Here is a 15215-nt window from a genome sequence, read left to right as displayed (position 1 = left end):
TCCTCCAATCCGGAAAAGAGCCACCATGCGCCTTATCGTCGGATACCTCGCCACACCCAGCGGTAAAGACGGGCTGGTCCTCGGGGCCCAGCTCGCGCGCAGTCTCGGCGCGCAACTCGACATCTGCATGGTCCTCCCACCGGATCGGACACTGCCGGCCAAGGTTCCCTCGGAAGCCGGCTACGACGACATTCTCGCCGCACGTGCACACGACTGGCTCGCCGAGGCGAAAGCATCTGTGCCCGAGGACATCCAGGTGAAAGTACACCTGAGCTTCCACGAGTCGTTTGCTCAGGGACTGCTCGACGAGGTTGACCGATTGAGCGCGCTGGCGATCGTGGTGGGTGCTTCCGGCGACGGTCTGCTCGGCCGTCACGCGATAGGTTCGGTCTCGACCGAACTGCTGCACTCCGCCCACGTCCCGGTAGCACTGGCGCCTCGGGGAACGCGGCATTCGGCGGCTACCGCAATACGAGAGGTCACCTGCGCGCTCGGTACCCGCGTCGGCGCCGACGTCGTCTTGAGCACCGCCGTACGTACCAGTGAACTGATGCAGGTTCCGCTGCGACTGGTCTCGCTCGTGGCACTCGACCCCCAGAACGATCTGCGCGATCACCGCGACACCGCCGAGTCCGCCAGGGAGCGTGCACGAAATCACGCTCAGGACACGCTTGACATCGCAAGAGCGGCGCTCCCCGCCGAGTTCCCCATCGAGGTCATAATCGCCGACGGTTCAACGGTGGAATCCGCAGTGCGTCAACTGGACTGGCAGGACGGCGACCTCGTGATGGTCGGTTCCAGCCGTCTCGCGCAGCCCCGCAAACTTTTCCTGGGCTCCACCGCCGCCAAGATGCTGCGCGTGCTGCCCGTTCCCATGGTCGTAGTGCCCAAGCACGAATTCACCCAGCCGGAGGCACTGTCATGACCAGCACCGAACTGAGTTCCAAAGGACTCGCTACCGGCAAGATCGGCATGATCTCCGGCGCCGTACTCGGAATCTCCTCCGTGGCACCGGGTTACACCCTGACCGCCAGTATCGGATTGATCGTCGCCGCGGTCGGCCTCAAGATGCCCGCCATCTTCATCGCCGGCTTCATCCCGATGTTCCTCACCGCGTACGCGTACCGCGAATTGAACTCCGACACACCTGACTGCGGCGCGTCATTCACGTGGTCCACCAAGGCATTCGGGCCGTACGTCGGTTGGATGTGCGGCTGGGGCATGGTCATCGCCACCATCATCGTGCTCTCGAACCTTGCTGCCATTGCCGTCGACTTCTTCTATCTGTTCATCGCGCGGGTGGTCGACAATCCCTCGATCGCCGATCTGCCGGGCAACAAATTTGTCAATGTCGGCACCACACTCGTCTTCATCGCCCTGGCCACGTGGATAGCGAGTAGAGGAATCACTACCAGCGAGCGGGTACAGTTCGCGCTCGTCGGCTTCCAGATGGTGCTGCTGGTCGTCTTCGCCGTCGTTGCACTGGTTCACGTTGGCGCCGGCGATGCCCCGGCCGGCTTGTCCTTCGACCTGAGTTGGTTCAACCCGTTCAGCGGACTCGCCATCGGTGCGTTTGTCATCGGACTCACCGGATCGATCTTCGCGTTCTGGGGCTGGGATACCTGTCTCACGCTGGGCGAGGAGTCGAAGAACCCCAAGAAGACCCCGGGCCGCGCCGGTTTGCTCTGTGTCGCAACCATTCTCCTGACCTACCTGTTGGTCGCCGTTGCCGCGATGATGTACGCCGGCGTCGGCGAGGAAGGCCTCGGTCTCGGCAATCCCGACAACTCCGAGAACGTTTTCGGCGCTCTGGCCGACCCGGTCTTGGGCAACTGGGGCGGAATGCTCCTCTTCCTCGCTGTCTTCGTGTCTTCCGTTGCGAGCCTGCAGACCACGTTCCTGCCCGCCGCCCGAACCATGCTCGCCATGGGCGCATACGGAGCTTTCCCCAAGAAGCTCGCCGAGGTCTCGCCTCGGTTCCTGGTGCCGTCGTACGCCACCGTCGTGGCCGGCGCGGTGACGGCAGTGTTCTACAGCGTCGTCACGTTCCTCTCCGAAAGTGCGCTGCTCGACACAATCGCCGCCCTCGGTATCATGATCTGCTGGTACTACGGCATCACGGCATTCGCGTGCGTGTGGTACTTCCGCAAGACGCTCTTCGAGAGCGTACGAAACTTCGTCTTCCGGCTCGCGTTCCCACTCATCGGTGGTCTCATGCTGCTTGCGGTGTTCGTCATTTCGGTTCAGGAGAGTATGAATCCGGACAACGCCAGCGGAGCATCCATCGGCGGAATCGGCCTGGTCTTCTTCCTCGGCTTCGGAATCCTCATCCTCGGCGCGGTACTGATGATGGTCATGCGAGTGCGCAATCCCGAGTTCTTCGAGGGCAAAACCCTCAACCGCGACACAGAGGCTCTGCGCGACGAGAACGACCTCAGCGTGTCTTAGGAGACAGTAGGTTCGGGGGCCTGAGCGATCAGGCCCGCCATCAATACGCGCAGGCCGAATTCGAAGGCGGCGTCGGCACGTTCGGGATTTTTCCCGGATGTTGCCAACGCCGCCTTCATCGCGTCGTTGGCCTCGGGCCCCGATGCCCACTGGACATCCGGCGCCGCCAGATCCAACGCCGAACCGAGAACAAAACTGTCGACGGTTGTGATTGCGTGCAGCGTTTGAGCCGGGTCGAAGCCACCATCGGCGAATGCCTGCGCCAACGCGTTGTACAGGGTGAACGCCACACCGGCCTGCACCGTCTGGGCGGTGAAGAGCGGAATCAGGCGAGGATGTGCTGCGTAGCTTCGCCGGTACTCGGCTGCCAGCGCAGAGACGGTCTCGCTCCAGGATCCCGAGGCCGACTCCACGTCGATTCCCGCCATCAGCTGAGCCCTCATCAGTTCGACGATCTCGGCCCGTCCGGAAACGTGGTTGTAGAGCGACGACGGTCGCACCTTCAGTCGTGCAGCGAGTCCCGGCATGGTGAAGTCGCCGGATTCGTCCACCGACTCGATCGCTGCCTCGGTGATGATCGCCGGTGAGAGCAGTCGTTGCGATGGCCGCGGCATATGTCCTCCTGTAGTGATCCACACCGTTCGGGGCGCCGCAAAAAACAATTCCTCGAAAGTCCTTGATCAATCAGCGCTCACCCACCATACTTAACGAATCACATTCGTTTTACGTTGAACGTCGAATACCCGAGCACCGAGGAAACCCCATGCTGACGATCACCGCCCTCACCCCACCCGAGTCTCTGGCCGCGACTACGCCGTCCACGTCCACACCTCTGCGTGTAGGTCTCGTGCAACATCGCTGGCACGAGGACCAAGACGACCTCTACACCGAATTGAGCGAGGGCATTGCGTCCGCAGCGAAGCTGGGCGCTTCCGTGGTCTTTCTTCCGGAGCTGACGCTCAGCCGCTACCCCGCCTCCACCCCGGCCGGCGACAATCCCGGACGCGAAGCGGAAGACCTGCTCACCGGACCCACTCTCGCCTTCGCCGCCAAAGCCGCCGCCGAGAACCAGGTCCTCGTCCACGCATCGCTGTACGAGCGCAGTGAGGCCGAGGACGGACTGGGATTCAACACCGCGATCCTCGTCTCGCCCGAAGGTGAGCTTCTCGCCAGAACCCGCAAGCTCCACATTCCGGTGACGGCCGGATACTACGAGGACACGTACTTCCGCGGCGGTCCGGCGCAGGACGCATACCCCGTCCACGAAGCACTCGGCGCGAAGTTCGGCCTCCCGACATGCTGGGACGAGTGGTTCCCGGAGGTCGCACGTGCATACTCCCTCGCCGGCGCCCAGGTTCTGGTCTACCCGACGGCGATCGGCTCCGAGCCCGATCACCCGAACTTCGACACCCAACCGCTGTGGCAGCAGGTGATCGTCGGAAACGGTATCGCCAACGGCACCTTCATGGTTGTTCCCAATCGCCACGGCAGTGAAGGTCTCATCACCTTCTACGGTTCTTCCTTCATCTCGGATCCGTACGGACGCATCCTCGTTCAGGCTCCCCGCGACGAATCAGCAGTGCTGGTCGCCGATCTCGATCTTCGGCAACGTGAAGACTGGCTTGCACTGTTCCCGTTCCTGGCCACTCGCCGACCCGACACCTACTCGGCTCTGACCGCACCGGTGAACACTGTGGGAGCCAACCGATGACCTGGCGCATGCCCGCGGAAAGTGAACCGCACGAACGCACTTGGATGGCGTACCCCAGCGCCGGATACTCCCTCGGCGACACCGCCGAGGAACAGCACGAAGCGCGCTCGACGTGGGCGGCCGTCGCCCACGCCGTCGCCGAATTCGAGCCGGTCACCGTCGTCGTCGATCCCGCCGAAGTCGAAGAAGCACGAAAGTATCTGTCCGAGAAGGTCGACATCGTCGAGGCGCCTCTCAACGACGCGTGGATGCGCGACATCGGGCCGACGTTCGTCCTGTCCGACGAAGGCCGTCTCGGCGGAGTCGACTGGGTGTTCAACGGCTGGGGCGCACAGGAGTGGGCGCAGTGGGACAAGGACTCGAAGATCGGCGCATTTGTCGTCGAACAATCCGGTGCCCAGTTGATCGACTCACCAATCGTCAACGAGGGCGGCGGTATTCAGGTCGACGGTCTCGGCACCGTCTTGGTCACCGAAACCGTCCAACTCGATCCGGGACGAAACCCCGACCTGACGAAGGCCGACATCGAGGCCGAACTCGCCCGCACCATCGGCGCCAAGCACGTGATCTGGCTTCCCCGCGGGTTGACTCGCGATCAGGAGACGTACGGAACGCGCGGACACGTCGACATCGTCGCTGCCATCTCTTCCCCCGGAGTGGTACTCGTCCATGACCAACGCAATCCGGTGCACCCCGACTACGCCGTCAGCAAGACGATCATCGAGTTGTTCGAAAGCTCGACGGACGTCGGCGGCCGGCCGTGGAAGGTCATTCGGGTACCCGCTCCCGAAATCCTGCGCGACGACGAGGGATTCGTCGACTACAGCTACATCAACCACCTCGTGGTCAATCGTGGAGTGATCGCCTGCAGCTTCGACGATCCTGCCGACGCCGAAGCAGCCCGGATCCTGTCAGCCGCTTACCCCGGACGCACTGTCGTCACCGTCGACGCCAGACCGCTGTTCGAACGTGGCGGCGGCATCCACTGCATCACCCAGCACCAGCCCGCTGAACAAGACTGACGGCGGGAGAATTAACGGCGACCTCGCATGTAGTCACTCACAACGGCTGCGCCGAGGCCGTCCAGGTCCGGCGCGATGACGCGTCCACCCACCCGGTGCGCCATCCGGTCGACCACCCTGGCCAGACCTGGATCCTCACCGAGGCGGAAGAACGTGACCTTGGCGCCCAGCCTGGCCACGGCGTCGAGTGCTCGAACCGTCAAACCGAGGGTTCGCGCACTCGGCGGGTAGTCGAACCTGGCTTCTCCGTCCGCTTCGAGATGAGCCGTCGGCTCACCGTCGGTGACGATCAACACCACCGGCTGCGCATTGGAATGGCGTCGAAGGTGTCTGGCCGCCAACAACAGTGCGTGGTGCAGGTTGGTTCCCTGGTCCCACGCGCCGTCCAAACCGGCGAGCTCCGACGGGCTCAGTACGTGCGCGTGGCGTCCGAAGGCGATCAACTGCAGCTCGTCGCTGCGAAACCTCGTGCTCACCAGATGATTGAGTGCCAGAGCGGTGCGCTTCATCGGCACCCAGCGATCCTCCATCACCATCGAGAACGACGTGTCCACCAACAGAGCCACAGCAGCCTGACTACGCTGTTCGGTTTCGGCCACCTCGACATCGACGACGCTCAGCCGCACCGGCATTCGGCCCGGGTCACGTAGGACGGCGTTGGTGACGGTTCTCGTGACGTCCCACGGTTCGGTGTCCCCGAACTCCCATTCGCGGGAAGCTCCGGTCGGTTCGCCCATCGCACCTGCCCGACGCGTATCGCGTTGACCGGTTCGCGACGACAGTTGCCCGGCGACGTCACGCAGAGCGGTCTGTCCGAGCTGTCGCATGGCTTTGGGCGACAAGCGCCATTGACCGTCTGGTGCGCGATCGAAGAAACCCTGTTCCTGCAAAGCCTTTTCGAGATCGGCCAGAGTGCGAGCATCAGCGGCGGCTTCGTCGCCGAGTTGCCGCGCGAGTAGCTCGGGGTCGATGTCGTCGAGCGCTGCGCCGGCATACTGCTGCGACAGTTGATCTGCCAGCGATTCCAGCTCGGCGATGTCCTGCAGGGCACCGGTCCCCTCACCCAACCCCATTCCGTTGTCGCCGCGGAACTGTTGCGAACCTTCCCAGTCCTCACCCGGCCGAGCCGCCTGAAGGAACTGGTCGAGTTGACTCAGCTCACTCATCAGGCTCGGATCGCCGAACGCCTGCTGCGCCAACGCATCCAACTCGTCACGCTGCTCCTGCGAGAGCGAGTTACGCAATCGTTGTGCGGCCGCCGCGCGCTGCGCCAACGAATCCAGAAGTTCGTCGACGTTGCGCGGGTTGTCCGGGAAATACTGCCCGTGCTTGTCCATGAACTCCGCAAACTGCTCCGGAGTGTCGACGCCCCGAGAGTGCGCATCGAGCAGTTGATTCAGATCTGCCAGCATCTGGCGAATCTGCTCACGATCCTCGTCGGTAGCGCCCTCGAGTGCCTGCTTCATTCCCGAGAAGCGTTGATCGAGGACCTCACGTCCGAGCAGATCACGAATCTTCTCGTAATCCGCGCGAGCCTGTTCGCTGCGCCAGTTGTAGTCGGCCAGATCTTGCACGGCCTGAGCTGTGGACGGTGGCAACTCCTCGATCCGCATTTCGTTGAATCGTGCGTCGTCGTCGAGAGCACGTGCCAGTTCTTTGCGCTCTTCGAGCACCGCCTTGTCGAGAAGCTTACGAACCTCGTCGAGCGTTCCGTCGAGATTGTTGCGGCGTAGCAGCTCACGTCGACGCCGGTTCGCCTGGGCAGCAAGGTCGTCGAGCCCGCGCATGTCTCGGTTTCCGCGGCGCAGGAGTTCCCGGAGGGCATGGCGCGGCGACGTGCCTGACAACACGTCGTCGCCGATTGCTGCCAAGGCATCGCGCAGATCTACCGGAGGCGCCAGCGGATCGGGACCACCGTCGTACGGCCCGTACCGCGGATTGTGGATCATCACTGCCCCTTACGAATACACCGAGCGGCCGCCCGGGCCTTGATCTTTGGAGATCCGGCGCGCGAGGTAAAGCCCTTCGAGGGCAAGTTCGGCACCGGCGGCACGCTCGCCGTCGGATTGCGCGCCGAGGCGTTCGGCTACTTCGTCCAGGACCTCGAGGTCCGGAAGCTCGTCGAGAAACGCCTTGGCCGTGACAGATTCACCGGTGACGATCGTATTGCCCGTCTCCACAGCAGCAACCAACATCCCGAGGTCGATTCCGCCGAGTCGTACCCGAACCGTATCGGCGGTCGCGCGACGCAGCAGGTGCTCGAGCACCTCCAGTTCCCGTCCCTCTTCACCGGATTCGAACTCGACCTTGCCGCGAAGAACCTCGACCACGGACTCGAGATCGACGGGCCGTGCAACAGGATCGGCCTCGCCGAGCACCGCCGCGCGTCGTACCGCCGCTGCACTGACGGTTTCCGCGCCGGCGACGGCAAATCGTGCCGACACACCCGATCGCTGATCCACCGAGGTGGATTCGCGTAGCAAGCGCGTGAACCTGGCAAGAATTTCGAGAAGGTAGTCAGGCACCTCCGCGGCCAGGTGCGCCTCCTGCTCGATCACCGCGATCTCGCCCGCCAACTCGACGGGGTAGTGGGTGCGGATTTCGGCGCCGAAGCGGTCCTTGAGCGGTGTGATGATGCGCCCGCGGTTGGTGTAGTCCTCAGGATTTGCGCTCGCGACCAGAAGGACGTCCAACGGAAGCCGAAGCGTGTACCCGCGGACCTGGATGTCCCGCTCTTCCATCACGTTGAGCAAGGAGACCTGGATGCGCTCGGCGAGGTCGGGAAGCTCGTTGATGGCCACGATTCCGCGATGCGCGCGGGGCACGAGACCGAAGTGAATGGTCTCCGGATCGCCGAGGCTCCTACCCTCGGCCACCTTGACCGGGTCGACATCGCCGATCAGGTCGGCGACCGAGGTGTCCGGCGTTGCCAGTTTCTCGGAGTACCGCTCGCTGCGGTGTCGCCAGGCGATCGGGAGGTCGTCACCCAGTTCCTTGGCTCGACGTATCGAAGCCGGTGTGATCGGCTCGTAAGGGTGCTCCCCCAGTTCCGAGCCTTCGATGACGGGCGTCCACTCGTCGAGCAGGAGCCCGAGAGTGCGAAGCAACCTCGTCTTTCCTTGACCTCGTTCGCCGAGCAGAACCACGTCGTGGCCGGCGATCAGCGCCCGCTCGAGTTGCGGGGCGACCGTGTCCTCGAACCCGACTATCCCGGGCCAGGGGTCGCGGCCGTCCCGCAACGCGGCGAGAAGGTTCTCTCGTAGTTCTTCCTTGACACTTCGCTGTACGTGTCCGGAGGCGCGTAGCTCTCCGAGGGTTTTTGCGACAGTCACCACTCCACGCTACGAGTGTTTGCGGGGTTTCGCCTCTCGCCGAGGAAGTTCGGTCGCTCAGCCCTCGATGTTCTCGGGATTCATCCAGATGATTTCCCAGATGTGGCCGTCGGGATCCTGGAAGCTGCGGCTGTACATGAAGCCGTGATCCTGCGTCGCGTTACCTTCGGAACCGCCGGTCGCGAGCGCCTTGTCGACGAGGGTGTCGACGGCCTCACGGGTCTCGGCCGAGAGACCGAGCAGCGCTTCCGTCGACGTCGAGGTGTCGGCAATGCCCTTGGTGGTGAAGGTCTTGAAGAAGGGCTCGGCCAACAGCATCACGACGATGGTGTCACTGATGACCATCGACGACGCATTCTCGTCGGAGAACTGCGTGTTCTTGGAGTATCCGAGGCCCTCGTAGAAGGTGGTGGCCTTGCCGAGGTCCTTGACGGGCAGGTTGAGGAAGAACATCGGCTGCGGGTTTGTCGCCATGAAAGGTCCTTTCCGAGACTTTGCTGTGCGCCTTTATTAACCGCCGGCGGTTAATAAAGGCGCACAGTAGACCTAAACTCCACCCATGGATACCTGGGTGTTGCCCGCCATGCTCGGTCTCGGACTCGCCGCAGCGTCCGGAATGCGAACCTTCCTGCCGTTGCTGATGCTCAGCGCTGCCGTCCACTTCGAACTGTTCGGAATCACCGTCGGCGAGTCGATGCGGTGGGTCGGATCCACCGGAGCGCTGGTGGCATTGGCAATAGCCGCGGTGGTCGAACTGGGTGCCGACCTCATTCCCTTCGTGGACAACGCACTCTCGGTGATCGGGAACGTCACCGGACCCATCGCCGGAGTGATCACGGCCTGGGCGGCCTTCAGCCATCTCGACCCTGCGATGGCCGCGTTGGCGGGCATCATCGTCGGAGCGCCGACGGCGCTGACATTCAGCGCCGCCCAGACCGGCACTCGCGCGGTCAGTACGGCCACTACCGGTGGACTGGCGAATCCCGTCGTCTCCGTCATCGAGGATGTGCTGACTTTCTTCACCTCGTTGATCGCGATGATCTTGCCGCTCCTGATCATTCCGCTGCTCGCCGCACTCTTGTGGTTCAGTTGGCGTGGATGGCGACGTGTCCGGAGTCTGCGCACCGCCTGAACCTGTGGACCTGGTAGACAAGTCGTCATGTCCGACACCGAGATCTCGTTCCAATCCGGCGACGTCACCCTGTACGGGAGTCTTCGCCTGGCAGCCTCACCCGACTCCCCGGCGCCGGCCGCGCTGATTCTGGCCGGCAGCGGCCCCACCGACCGAAACGGCGACAGCGCACTCCTCGAAGGCGACATCGGAACTCTGCGGTTCATCGCGGATCTTCTTGAAAATCAAGGCATTTCAAGCCTGCGTTACGACAAGCTCGGCAGCGGCGAAACCGCCCTCGGCGACTACGAGATCGAGGACATCGCCGATCTCGGCTTCAACACATTCGTCGACGCCGCCTCCGACGGACTTGACTACCTCGCCGGACAACCCGGCGTCGATCCCGAGCGACTGTTCGTCGTCGGACACAGCGACGGCGCCGTCGTCGCGCTGGCACTTGCCACGGCGAAAGAGGGCACAAGAGTCAGCGCCCTCGCACTGCTCGAGCCACTGAGTGTCCGGCTTCTCGATCTACTCACGACGCAGATTCACCGCCAGCTCGACGCCGTCGTCGGCGCCGGACAGTTGCCGGTCGAACTGGCTGACGAACTGCGCGTCGCGCTCGCCGACGCCGTCGAGTCTCTTCGGACCGAGGGCACGGTTCCGGATGATCTACCCGAACCGCTGCAGAACGCGGGACTCGTTCACGCCAATGCCAAGGCACTCGCCGAGGAAGACGCACTGGACCCGGTTGCGCTCGTAGCGGCGCTGCCGGCAGGCATGCCCGTTCTCACCAGCTGCTCGGACAAGGACATCCAGGTAATTCCTTCCGACGTCGCGGCACTCGACGCCGCGCTCTCACATACCGCGCTGACTTCAGTGCGGATGCGCAACGCCAACTTCGTACTCAAGGACATCGGCGAAGAACAGTCCACCGGGGCCGACTACGTCGCTCCGCTTCCGTACTCGGCAGAGTTCGCGGAGCCCTTCACAGCGTGGGTCCGCTCGTTCTCCTGATCACGTACAGACCGAACGTCCTCTTTTTCGGGTAGAAAGTTCCCTCCGCGAACCATCGCGGAGGGACTTCTGCTTTCTACGCCTGACCTGCAACGAAGGCTCTCTCAATCCAGCGAACCCGGGGACAGAAGTCACCCGGAGTTTACGTTCGCGGCGGTTTTTATTGGTGCGAACCCTCGATCCGTGCTGTACGGTCATCCATTAACCAGCAACGCCACCCAGAAAGGAACGGACATCATGTCGCTACACCCGAACTTTGCATCCGTACCTTCGTGGCGCAGCTGCACCGCAGGCAAGCACATTTTTTCGGCCGCAATGTCGGCCAAGCACATGGGCAACAAGCGCGGTGTACCCCGAGAATGATCCCCAGTTTCACCGGATTCGTTCTCGGGCACCCAGGGCAAACGCCTCGGGTGCCTTTTCTTTTACCTTTCACACGCAGGAGCACCACATGAAACTTCGAGTCAACCAACTGTCCATCGCGCCGCCGTATGTCGATCTGCCCGGTGACCTCACCGGATACGCCGTCACGCTGGACCTTTCACACTCCGATGCGGCCCACGAAGCCACCCTCGGCGCACTGATCAGCGAAATCCGCAGTCGCGGAGCCTCACGCGTGGTCATCACCGGCTCACCCCGCGAACTCCAGGGCACCCACAGCAGCGCAGCCTGAAAGAACCGGGCCGGCCTGAATGCAGAACGGGCCCCGAACTCCCGTTGAGGAGTCGAGGCCCGCTACCGAGGCAGGGAATCAGTGCGCGAAGTGGCGCGCACCGGTCAGATACAGAGTGACACCGGCTTCCTTGGCCGCGGCAATCACCTCGTTGTCGCGAACCGAACCACCCGGCTGCACAACAGCCTTGACGCCGGCGTTGAGAAGAACCTGCAGACCGTCGGGGAACGGGAAGAACGCGTCCGAGGCCGCAACCGACCCTACGACGCGGTCACCGGCTCGCTGAACAGCAAGATGCGCTGCATCGACGCGGTTGACCTGGCCCATACCGACGCCGACGGACGCGCCGCCGGAGGCCAGCAGGATCGCGTTTGACTTCACCGATCGGCTGGCGCGCCAAGCAAATTCGAGGTCTGCGAGAGTCTCGGCATCTGCAGCCTCACCGTTGGCGAGAGTCCAGTTGGCCGGGTTGTCGCCGTCAGCGTCCAGAACGTCGCGCTGCTGGAGCAAGGTACCGCCAGAGATCGGACGCAGTTCGATTCCGGTAGCGGTCGGAGCCGCAGCCTTCAGAACACGAATGTTCTTCTTACGCTGCAGAACCTCGACAGCCCCGTCTTCGTACGAGGGCGCGATGACAACCTCGGTGAAGATATCGGCGATCTGCTCTGCCAGTTCGACGGTGACCTCACGGTTGGCTGCGATGACACCACCGAATGCACTGACCGGATCGCAAGCATGCGCCTTGCGGTGGGCGTCGGCAATGTCGGTCCCGATGGCGATGCCACACGGGTTGGCGTGCTTGATGATTGCGACGGCCGGATCAGTGAAGTCGTAAGCTGCACGCCACGCTGCGTCGGAGTCCGTGTAGTTGTTGTACGACATCTCCTTGCCGTGCAACTGCTCCGCCTGAGCCAAACCTGCAGGCGCAGCCGGGTTTTCGTACAGCGCGGCGTCCTGGTGCGGGTTCTCGCCGTAGCGAAGGACAGCGCTGCGGTTCCAGGTAGCACCGACCCAGGCGGGGAACAGCGAACCGTCCTCGTCAGCTGCGATCGTGCTCGTCATCCAGCTTGCAACAGCGACGTCGTACGACGCAGTGTGCTGGAACGCCTGCGCCGCAAGCACAGTGCGCTCACGCAAGGTGAATCCGCCACCGGCAACGGCAGTCAGGACATCGGCGTAACGAGCCGGATCGACCACGACGGCAACCGACGGATGGTTCTTGGCTGCAGCACGCACCATCGACGGGCCACCGATGTCGATCTGCTCGACGCACTCGTCCGGGCTAGCGCCCGAGGCAACCGTCTCGGTGAAGGGGTACAGGTTCACGACGACCAATTCGAAGGTCGCGATGCCGAGTTCCTCGAGCTGAGCGAGGTGATCCGGCTTGCGGGTATCGGCGAGAACGCCGGCATGGACGCGCGGATGCAGCGTCTTCACGCGGCCTTCGAGGCATTCCGGGAATCCGGTCAGAGCCTCGACCGGCGTCACGGGGATTCCGGCGTCGGCGATCTTCGACGCGGTCGAACCGGTCGAGACCAACTCGACACCGGCCTCGTGCAGGCCCGTGGCCAGCTCGATCAGACCACTCTTGTCGTAGACGCTGACAAGTGCACGGCGCACAGCCTTGCGTTCACTCACTGGGGATCACGGCCTTTCGTCCATCGGAAACCACTCCGCGCGTAGCAACAGCGGCGATGACGTCCGCCAACAACCGTCGCTCCACAATTTTGATGCGTTCATGCAACGAAGACTCGGTGTCGTCGTCATGCACCGGCACAGCTTCCTGCGCCAAGATCGGCCCGGTATCAACTCCGCCGTCGACGAGATGCACCGTGGAACCGGTGACCTTCACGCCGTACGCCAGAGCGTCGGGAACCGCGTGCGCGCCGGGAAAGGCAGGCAGCAACGCGGGATGAGTGTTGATGATTCGGCCGCCGAAACGCGCGAGAAAGCTGGGGCCGAGGATTTTCATGAAGCCTGCACTGACCACGAGATCGGGTTCGTGCTCGGCCACCGCTGCTGTCAGCGCCTCGTCCCAGGCGGCACGATTTTCATAAGTCTTGATCGAGACCTTGAAGGACGGGATCTTCGAATCCGCAGCGTGCTCGGCGGCGAGGCAGTCACGATCTACACCGACGGCAACGATCTCGGCGGGGTATCCCTCGGCGTGCGAAGCGTCGATCAGCGAAGTCAGCAGGGTTCCCGAGCCGGAAGCGAGTACGACTACCCGCGCGATCGAGTCGCGAAATTGGACCCCGTCGGGCATTGTCGGCTGCGGATTGTCGGCCGAGGCAGTCAGCGCACTACTCCTGAGAACTGGAAGATGATGCGGCCGGAGTATCGGCCGCATGACAGCCTAGTCGCTGGACTTCTGAGGCTTCGAGGGCAGGTCGGTCTCCGGCTCGGCCCCGGCTGCGGAGTCGGCTGTGGGGTCCGCCTCGGGTGCCGCGACAACCTCGGCGTCGACTACTTCGATCTCGACGGTTTCCTCTGTCACTACCTGCACGGGTTCGCCTGATTCCTCGACGATTTCCGCTTCGACGACCTTGGTGACAACGACCGCAGATTCCTGGGCCAGCACTTCGCCCGTGTTCTCGTCGTCCTCGTCTTCCGGTGTGGCCGCAGCCGTGATCGCAAGTTCGGGCTCGACTGTTCGAGCCGGTTCAGCCGTCGGGGGCGCAACCTCGTCCTTCATGTGTCCGCGGTGTGAGAACCACATCGCGAACAGCGCCGAGACCGTTCCGAACAATCCCAGCCACGCAAAAGTCAGAAGACCGAAGCCCCACCACAGGACCTCCACGGTGCCGAACTGCCCGAGGTCTCCCCCGGCAGCAAGAGCGAGCAGCGCCATGACGACGCCGGCACCGGCAGCTGCCGTCAGCACTGCGAGCACGCTGTCCTGCCCGGCGATGCGTCGAGCGCAATCACGGCCGAGCATCATGCCCACCGCTGCCGGAACAATCAACAACACGGGCCAGATTCCACCGGCGACGCCTTCCGGAATCGCTCCGAGAAGGGGTAAGGGTGGCAGGTCACCGCCGATGTTGCCGAACACGCTGATGGAGACATTGCCGAAATCGGCCGTCGATCCCGTCATCACCGCGGCTGCGCCGACCACGAGGTTCGGCAGATAGAGCAGCGACAACACCGTTAATCCCAGTACGCCGACAAACCCGTTGCCGCGCGCGAGTAGGTCACCGACCGTCGACCACGACACGAGTAGTGACACCACGACGGCCACGGCGCCCGCAGCCAACAGCGCTGCCGACGCAGCCGTTGCCGGTCGAACAGCAGCAGATGCCCACGGCGGAATCTCGGCGACGACCCGATCCCAGTGCGCAGCAGCAACACCGACGGACGCGGCGATCAGGTGAATCCCGGCGACCCAGCCGAAAGCAGCCAACGTGTTGGGGCTAGACAGCGGAATGGCTGCGGAGGCGTCGGCAACCACGGCGAGAGCGATTGCCGTGATAGTCAACGGTCCGGCTACCGCGGCCCCCACCAGGCGGAGGGTGTCGTCACGGGAGTCGGTGTGCACCGCAGTCGACGCGCATCGGCGTGCAACCACCCACATCATGACGGCCGTCGGAAGCAATGGCAGTACACCGAGTTGGACGCCGCTGATAGTCGCCGGCACCTGGTGGATGACCAACCATGTGGTGGCAATGGCGCCGAAGGTTCCGGTCAGGTCGCTGCTCGCCGATACCAAGGTGACCACAACGACAGCCGCGATCAGCAGCATCGTCAGACCCGACGGCCGGAAGGCGACCGTCAGCAGCTTGCGCGCCAGGTCCGGGTTCGGTGCCGGGCGACCGCCGCCGACGCGGCCGCCGCCAGTACGACCACGTCCGGGTCGTGAGGACGCGGGACGGGACCGGGTGCCATCAATCAAAGAACTCAT

Annotated in this window: 14 protein-coding genes; 7 read left to right on the top strand and 7 right to left on the bottom strand. The window is 63.5% G+C overall.

Annotated elements, in window-relative coordinates:
- Nucleotides 1-25 precede the first annotated feature (25 nt).
- Both B0E55_RS04535 and B0E55_RS04530 read left to right on the top strand, forming a co-directional pair.
- Nucleotides 26-925: a universal stress protein gene (locus tag B0E55_RS04535; protein ID WP_080909170.1), complete on the top strand. Its 900-nt coding sequence runs from the start codon at nucleotides 26-28 to the stop codon at nucleotides 923-925.
- Nucleotides 922-2448: an APC family permease gene (locus B0E55_RS04530; protein WP_007727566.1), complete on the top strand. Its 1527-nt coding sequence runs from the start codon at nucleotides 922-924 to the stop codon at nucleotides 2446-2448. Before B0E55_RS04535 ends, B0E55_RS04530 begins: the two co-directional genes overlap by 4 nt.
- Here the strand turns inward: B0E55_RS04530 and B0E55_RS04525 are convergent.
- On the bottom strand, nucleotides 2445-3062 hold the full coding sequence (locus B0E55_RS04525; RefSeq protein ID WP_019744741.1) for a TetR/AcrR family transcriptional regulator C-terminal domain-containing protein: 618 nt from the start codon (nucleotides 3060-3062) through the stop codon (nucleotides 2445-2447). The genes B0E55_RS04530 and B0E55_RS04525 overlap by 4 nt on opposite strands.
- Before the next feature lie 149 nt (nucleotides 3063-3211).
- Between B0E55_RS04525 and B0E55_RS04520 the strand changes: the two genes are divergently transcribed.
- Both B0E55_RS04520 and B0E55_RS04515 read left to right on the top strand, forming a co-directional pair.
- The gene (locus tag B0E55_RS04520) at nucleotides 3212-4159 is read left to right on the top strand and encodes a nitrilase-related carbon-nitrogen hydrolase (RefSeq protein ID WP_029536861.1); all 948 of its coding nucleotides are present in this window, start codon (nucleotides 3212-3214) and stop codon (nucleotides 4157-4159) included.
- The gene (locus B0E55_RS04515) at nucleotides 4156-5181 is read left to right on the top strand and encodes an agmatine deiminase family protein (RefSeq protein ID WP_070385515.1); all 1026 of its coding nucleotides are present in this window, start codon (nucleotides 4156-4158) and stop codon (nucleotides 5179-5181) included. The genes B0E55_RS04520 and B0E55_RS04515 overlap by 4 nt, the downstream gene beginning before the upstream one ends.
- An 11-nt stretch (nucleotides 5182-5192) precedes the next feature.
- On the opposite strand, the gene B0E55_RS04510 is transcribed toward B0E55_RS04515, so the two are convergent.
- Genes B0E55_RS04510 through B0E55_RS04500 form a run of 3 tightly spaced genes read right to left on the bottom strand, consistent with a single transcriptional unit; the run spans nucleotide 5193 to nucleotide 8987 of the window.
- Nucleotides 5193-7130, bottom strand: coding sequence for a vWA domain-containing protein (locus B0E55_RS04510; protein WP_080909169.1), 1938 nt, complete (start codon nucleotides 7128-7130; stop codon nucleotides 5193-5195).
- A gap of 9 nt (nucleotides 7131-7139) precedes the next feature.
- The gene (locus B0E55_RS04505; RefSeq protein WP_020908640.1) at nucleotides 7140-8516 is read right to left on the bottom strand and encodes an ATP-binding protein; all 1377 of its coding nucleotides are present in this window, start codon (nucleotides 8514-8516) and stop codon (nucleotides 7140-7142) included.
- A gap of 54 nt (nucleotides 8517-8570) precedes the next feature.
- Nucleotides 8571-8987 (bottom strand): VOC family protein, encoded by a 417-nt coding sequence (locus B0E55_RS04500; RefSeq protein ID WP_019744746.1) that lies wholly within the window; start codon nucleotides 8985-8987, stop codon nucleotides 8571-8573.
- An 85-nt stretch (nucleotides 8988-9072) separates the two neighbouring features.
- Between B0E55_RS04500 and B0E55_RS04495 the strand changes: the two genes are divergently transcribed.
- The 3 genes from B0E55_RS04495 (at nucleotide 9073) to B0E55_RS04485 (ending at nucleotide 11314) form a co-directional block, all read left to right on the top strand.
- On the top strand, nucleotides 9073-9645 hold the full coding sequence (locus B0E55_RS04495; RefSeq protein ID WP_080909168.1) for a DUF4126 domain-containing protein: 573 nt from the start codon (nucleotides 9073-9075) through the stop codon (nucleotides 9643-9645).
- Between the two features lie 27 nt (nucleotides 9646-9672).
- Nucleotides 9673-10641: an alpha/beta hydrolase family protein gene (locus B0E55_RS04490; protein WP_080909167.1), complete on the top strand. Its 969-nt coding sequence runs from the start codon at nucleotides 9673-9675 to the stop codon at nucleotides 10639-10641.
- A gap of 451 nt (nucleotides 10642-11092) precedes the next feature.
- Complete coding sequence (locus B0E55_RS04485; protein ID WP_003946391.1) at nucleotides 11093-11314, top strand: hypothetical protein; 222 nt, start codon at nucleotides 11093-11095, stop codon at nucleotides 11312-11314.
- A gap of 78 nt (nucleotides 11315-11392) precedes the next feature.
- Here B0E55_RS04485 and purH read toward each other — a convergent pair whose 3' ends face one another.
- From purH to B0E55_RS04470, 3 genes are read right to left on the bottom strand one after another with little or no spacing between them, the layout of a single operon-like run.
- Nucleotides 11393-12952, bottom strand: coding sequence for a bifunctional phosphoribosylaminoimidazolecarboxamide formyltransferase/IMP cyclohydrolase (purH, locus tag B0E55_RS04480; protein ID WP_003946407.1), 1560 nt, complete (start codon nucleotides 12950-12952; stop codon nucleotides 11393-11395).
- The gene (purN, locus tag B0E55_RS04475) at nucleotides 12945-13664 is read right to left on the bottom strand and encodes a phosphoribosylglycinamide formyltransferase (protein WP_080909166.1); all 720 of its coding nucleotides are present in this window, start codon (nucleotides 13662-13664) and stop codon (nucleotides 12945-12947) included. The genes purH and purN overlap by 8 nt, the downstream gene beginning before the upstream one ends.
- A 6-nt stretch (nucleotides 13665-13670) precedes the next feature.
- On the bottom strand, nucleotides 13671-15215 hold the full coding sequence (locus B0E55_RS04470) for a cell division protein PerM (protein ID WP_020908646.1): 1545 nt from the start codon (nucleotides 15213-15215) through the stop codon (nucleotides 13671-13673).

This window comes from Rhodococcus sp. 66b (genome assembly GCF_002076325.1).
GTDB classification, from domain to species: domain Bacteria; phylum Actinomycetota; class Actinomycetes; order Mycobacteriales; family Mycobacteriaceae; genus Rhodococcus_F; species Rhodococcus_F erythropolis.
This window is presented reverse-complemented; position numbering and strand designations above follow the sequence as displayed.

What these genes read in the sequence shown, in the direction of transcription:
- B0E55_RS04535 (WP_080909170.1), top strand. Translation starts at nt 26, where the DNA reads ATGCGCCTTATCGTCGGATACCTCGCCACACCCAGCGGTAAAGACGGG.
- B0E55_RS04530 (WP_007727566.1), top strand. Translation starts at nt 922, where the DNA reads ATGACCAGCACCGAACTGAGTTCCAAAGGACTCGCTACCGGCAAGATC.
- B0E55_RS04525 (WP_019744741.1), bottom strand. Translation starts at nt 3,062, where the DNA reads ATGCCGCGGCCATCGCAACGACTGCTCTCACCGGCGATCATCACCGAG.
- B0E55_RS04520 (WP_029536861.1), top strand. Translation starts at nt 3,212, where the DNA reads ATGCTGACGATCACCGCCCTCACCCCACCCGAGTCTCTGGCCGCGACT.
- B0E55_RS04515 (WP_070385515.1), top strand. Translation starts at nt 4,156, where the DNA reads ATGACCTGGCGCATGCCCGCGGAAAGTGAACCGCACGAACGCACTTGG.
- B0E55_RS04510 (WP_080909169.1), bottom strand. Translation starts at nt 7,130, where the DNA reads ATGATCCACAATCCGCGGTACGGGCCGTACGACGGTGGTCCCGATCCG.
- B0E55_RS04500 (WP_019744746.1), bottom strand. Translation starts at nt 8,987, where the DNA reads ATGGCGACAAACCCGCAGCCGATGTTCTTCCTCAACCTGCCCGTCAAG.
- B0E55_RS04495 (WP_080909168.1), top strand. Translation starts at nt 9,073, where the DNA reads ATGGATACCTGGGTGTTGCCCGCCATGCTCGGTCTCGGACTCGCCGCA.
- B0E55_RS04490 (WP_080909167.1), top strand. Translation starts at nt 9,673, where the DNA reads ATGTCCGACACCGAGATCTCGTTCCAATCCGGCGACGTCACCCTGTAC.
- B0E55_RS04485 (WP_003946391.1), top strand. Translation starts at nt 11,093, where the DNA reads ATGAAACTTCGAGTCAACCAACTGTCCATCGCGCCGCCGTATGTCGAT.
- purN (WP_080909166.1), bottom strand. Translation starts at nt 13,664, where the DNA reads ATGCGGCCGATACTCCGGCCGCATCATCTTCCAGTTCTCAGGAGTAGT.
- B0E55_RS04470 (WP_020908646.1), bottom strand. Translation starts at nt 15,215, where the DNA reads ATGAGTTCTTTGATTGATGGCACCCGGTCCCGTCCCGCGTCCTCACGA.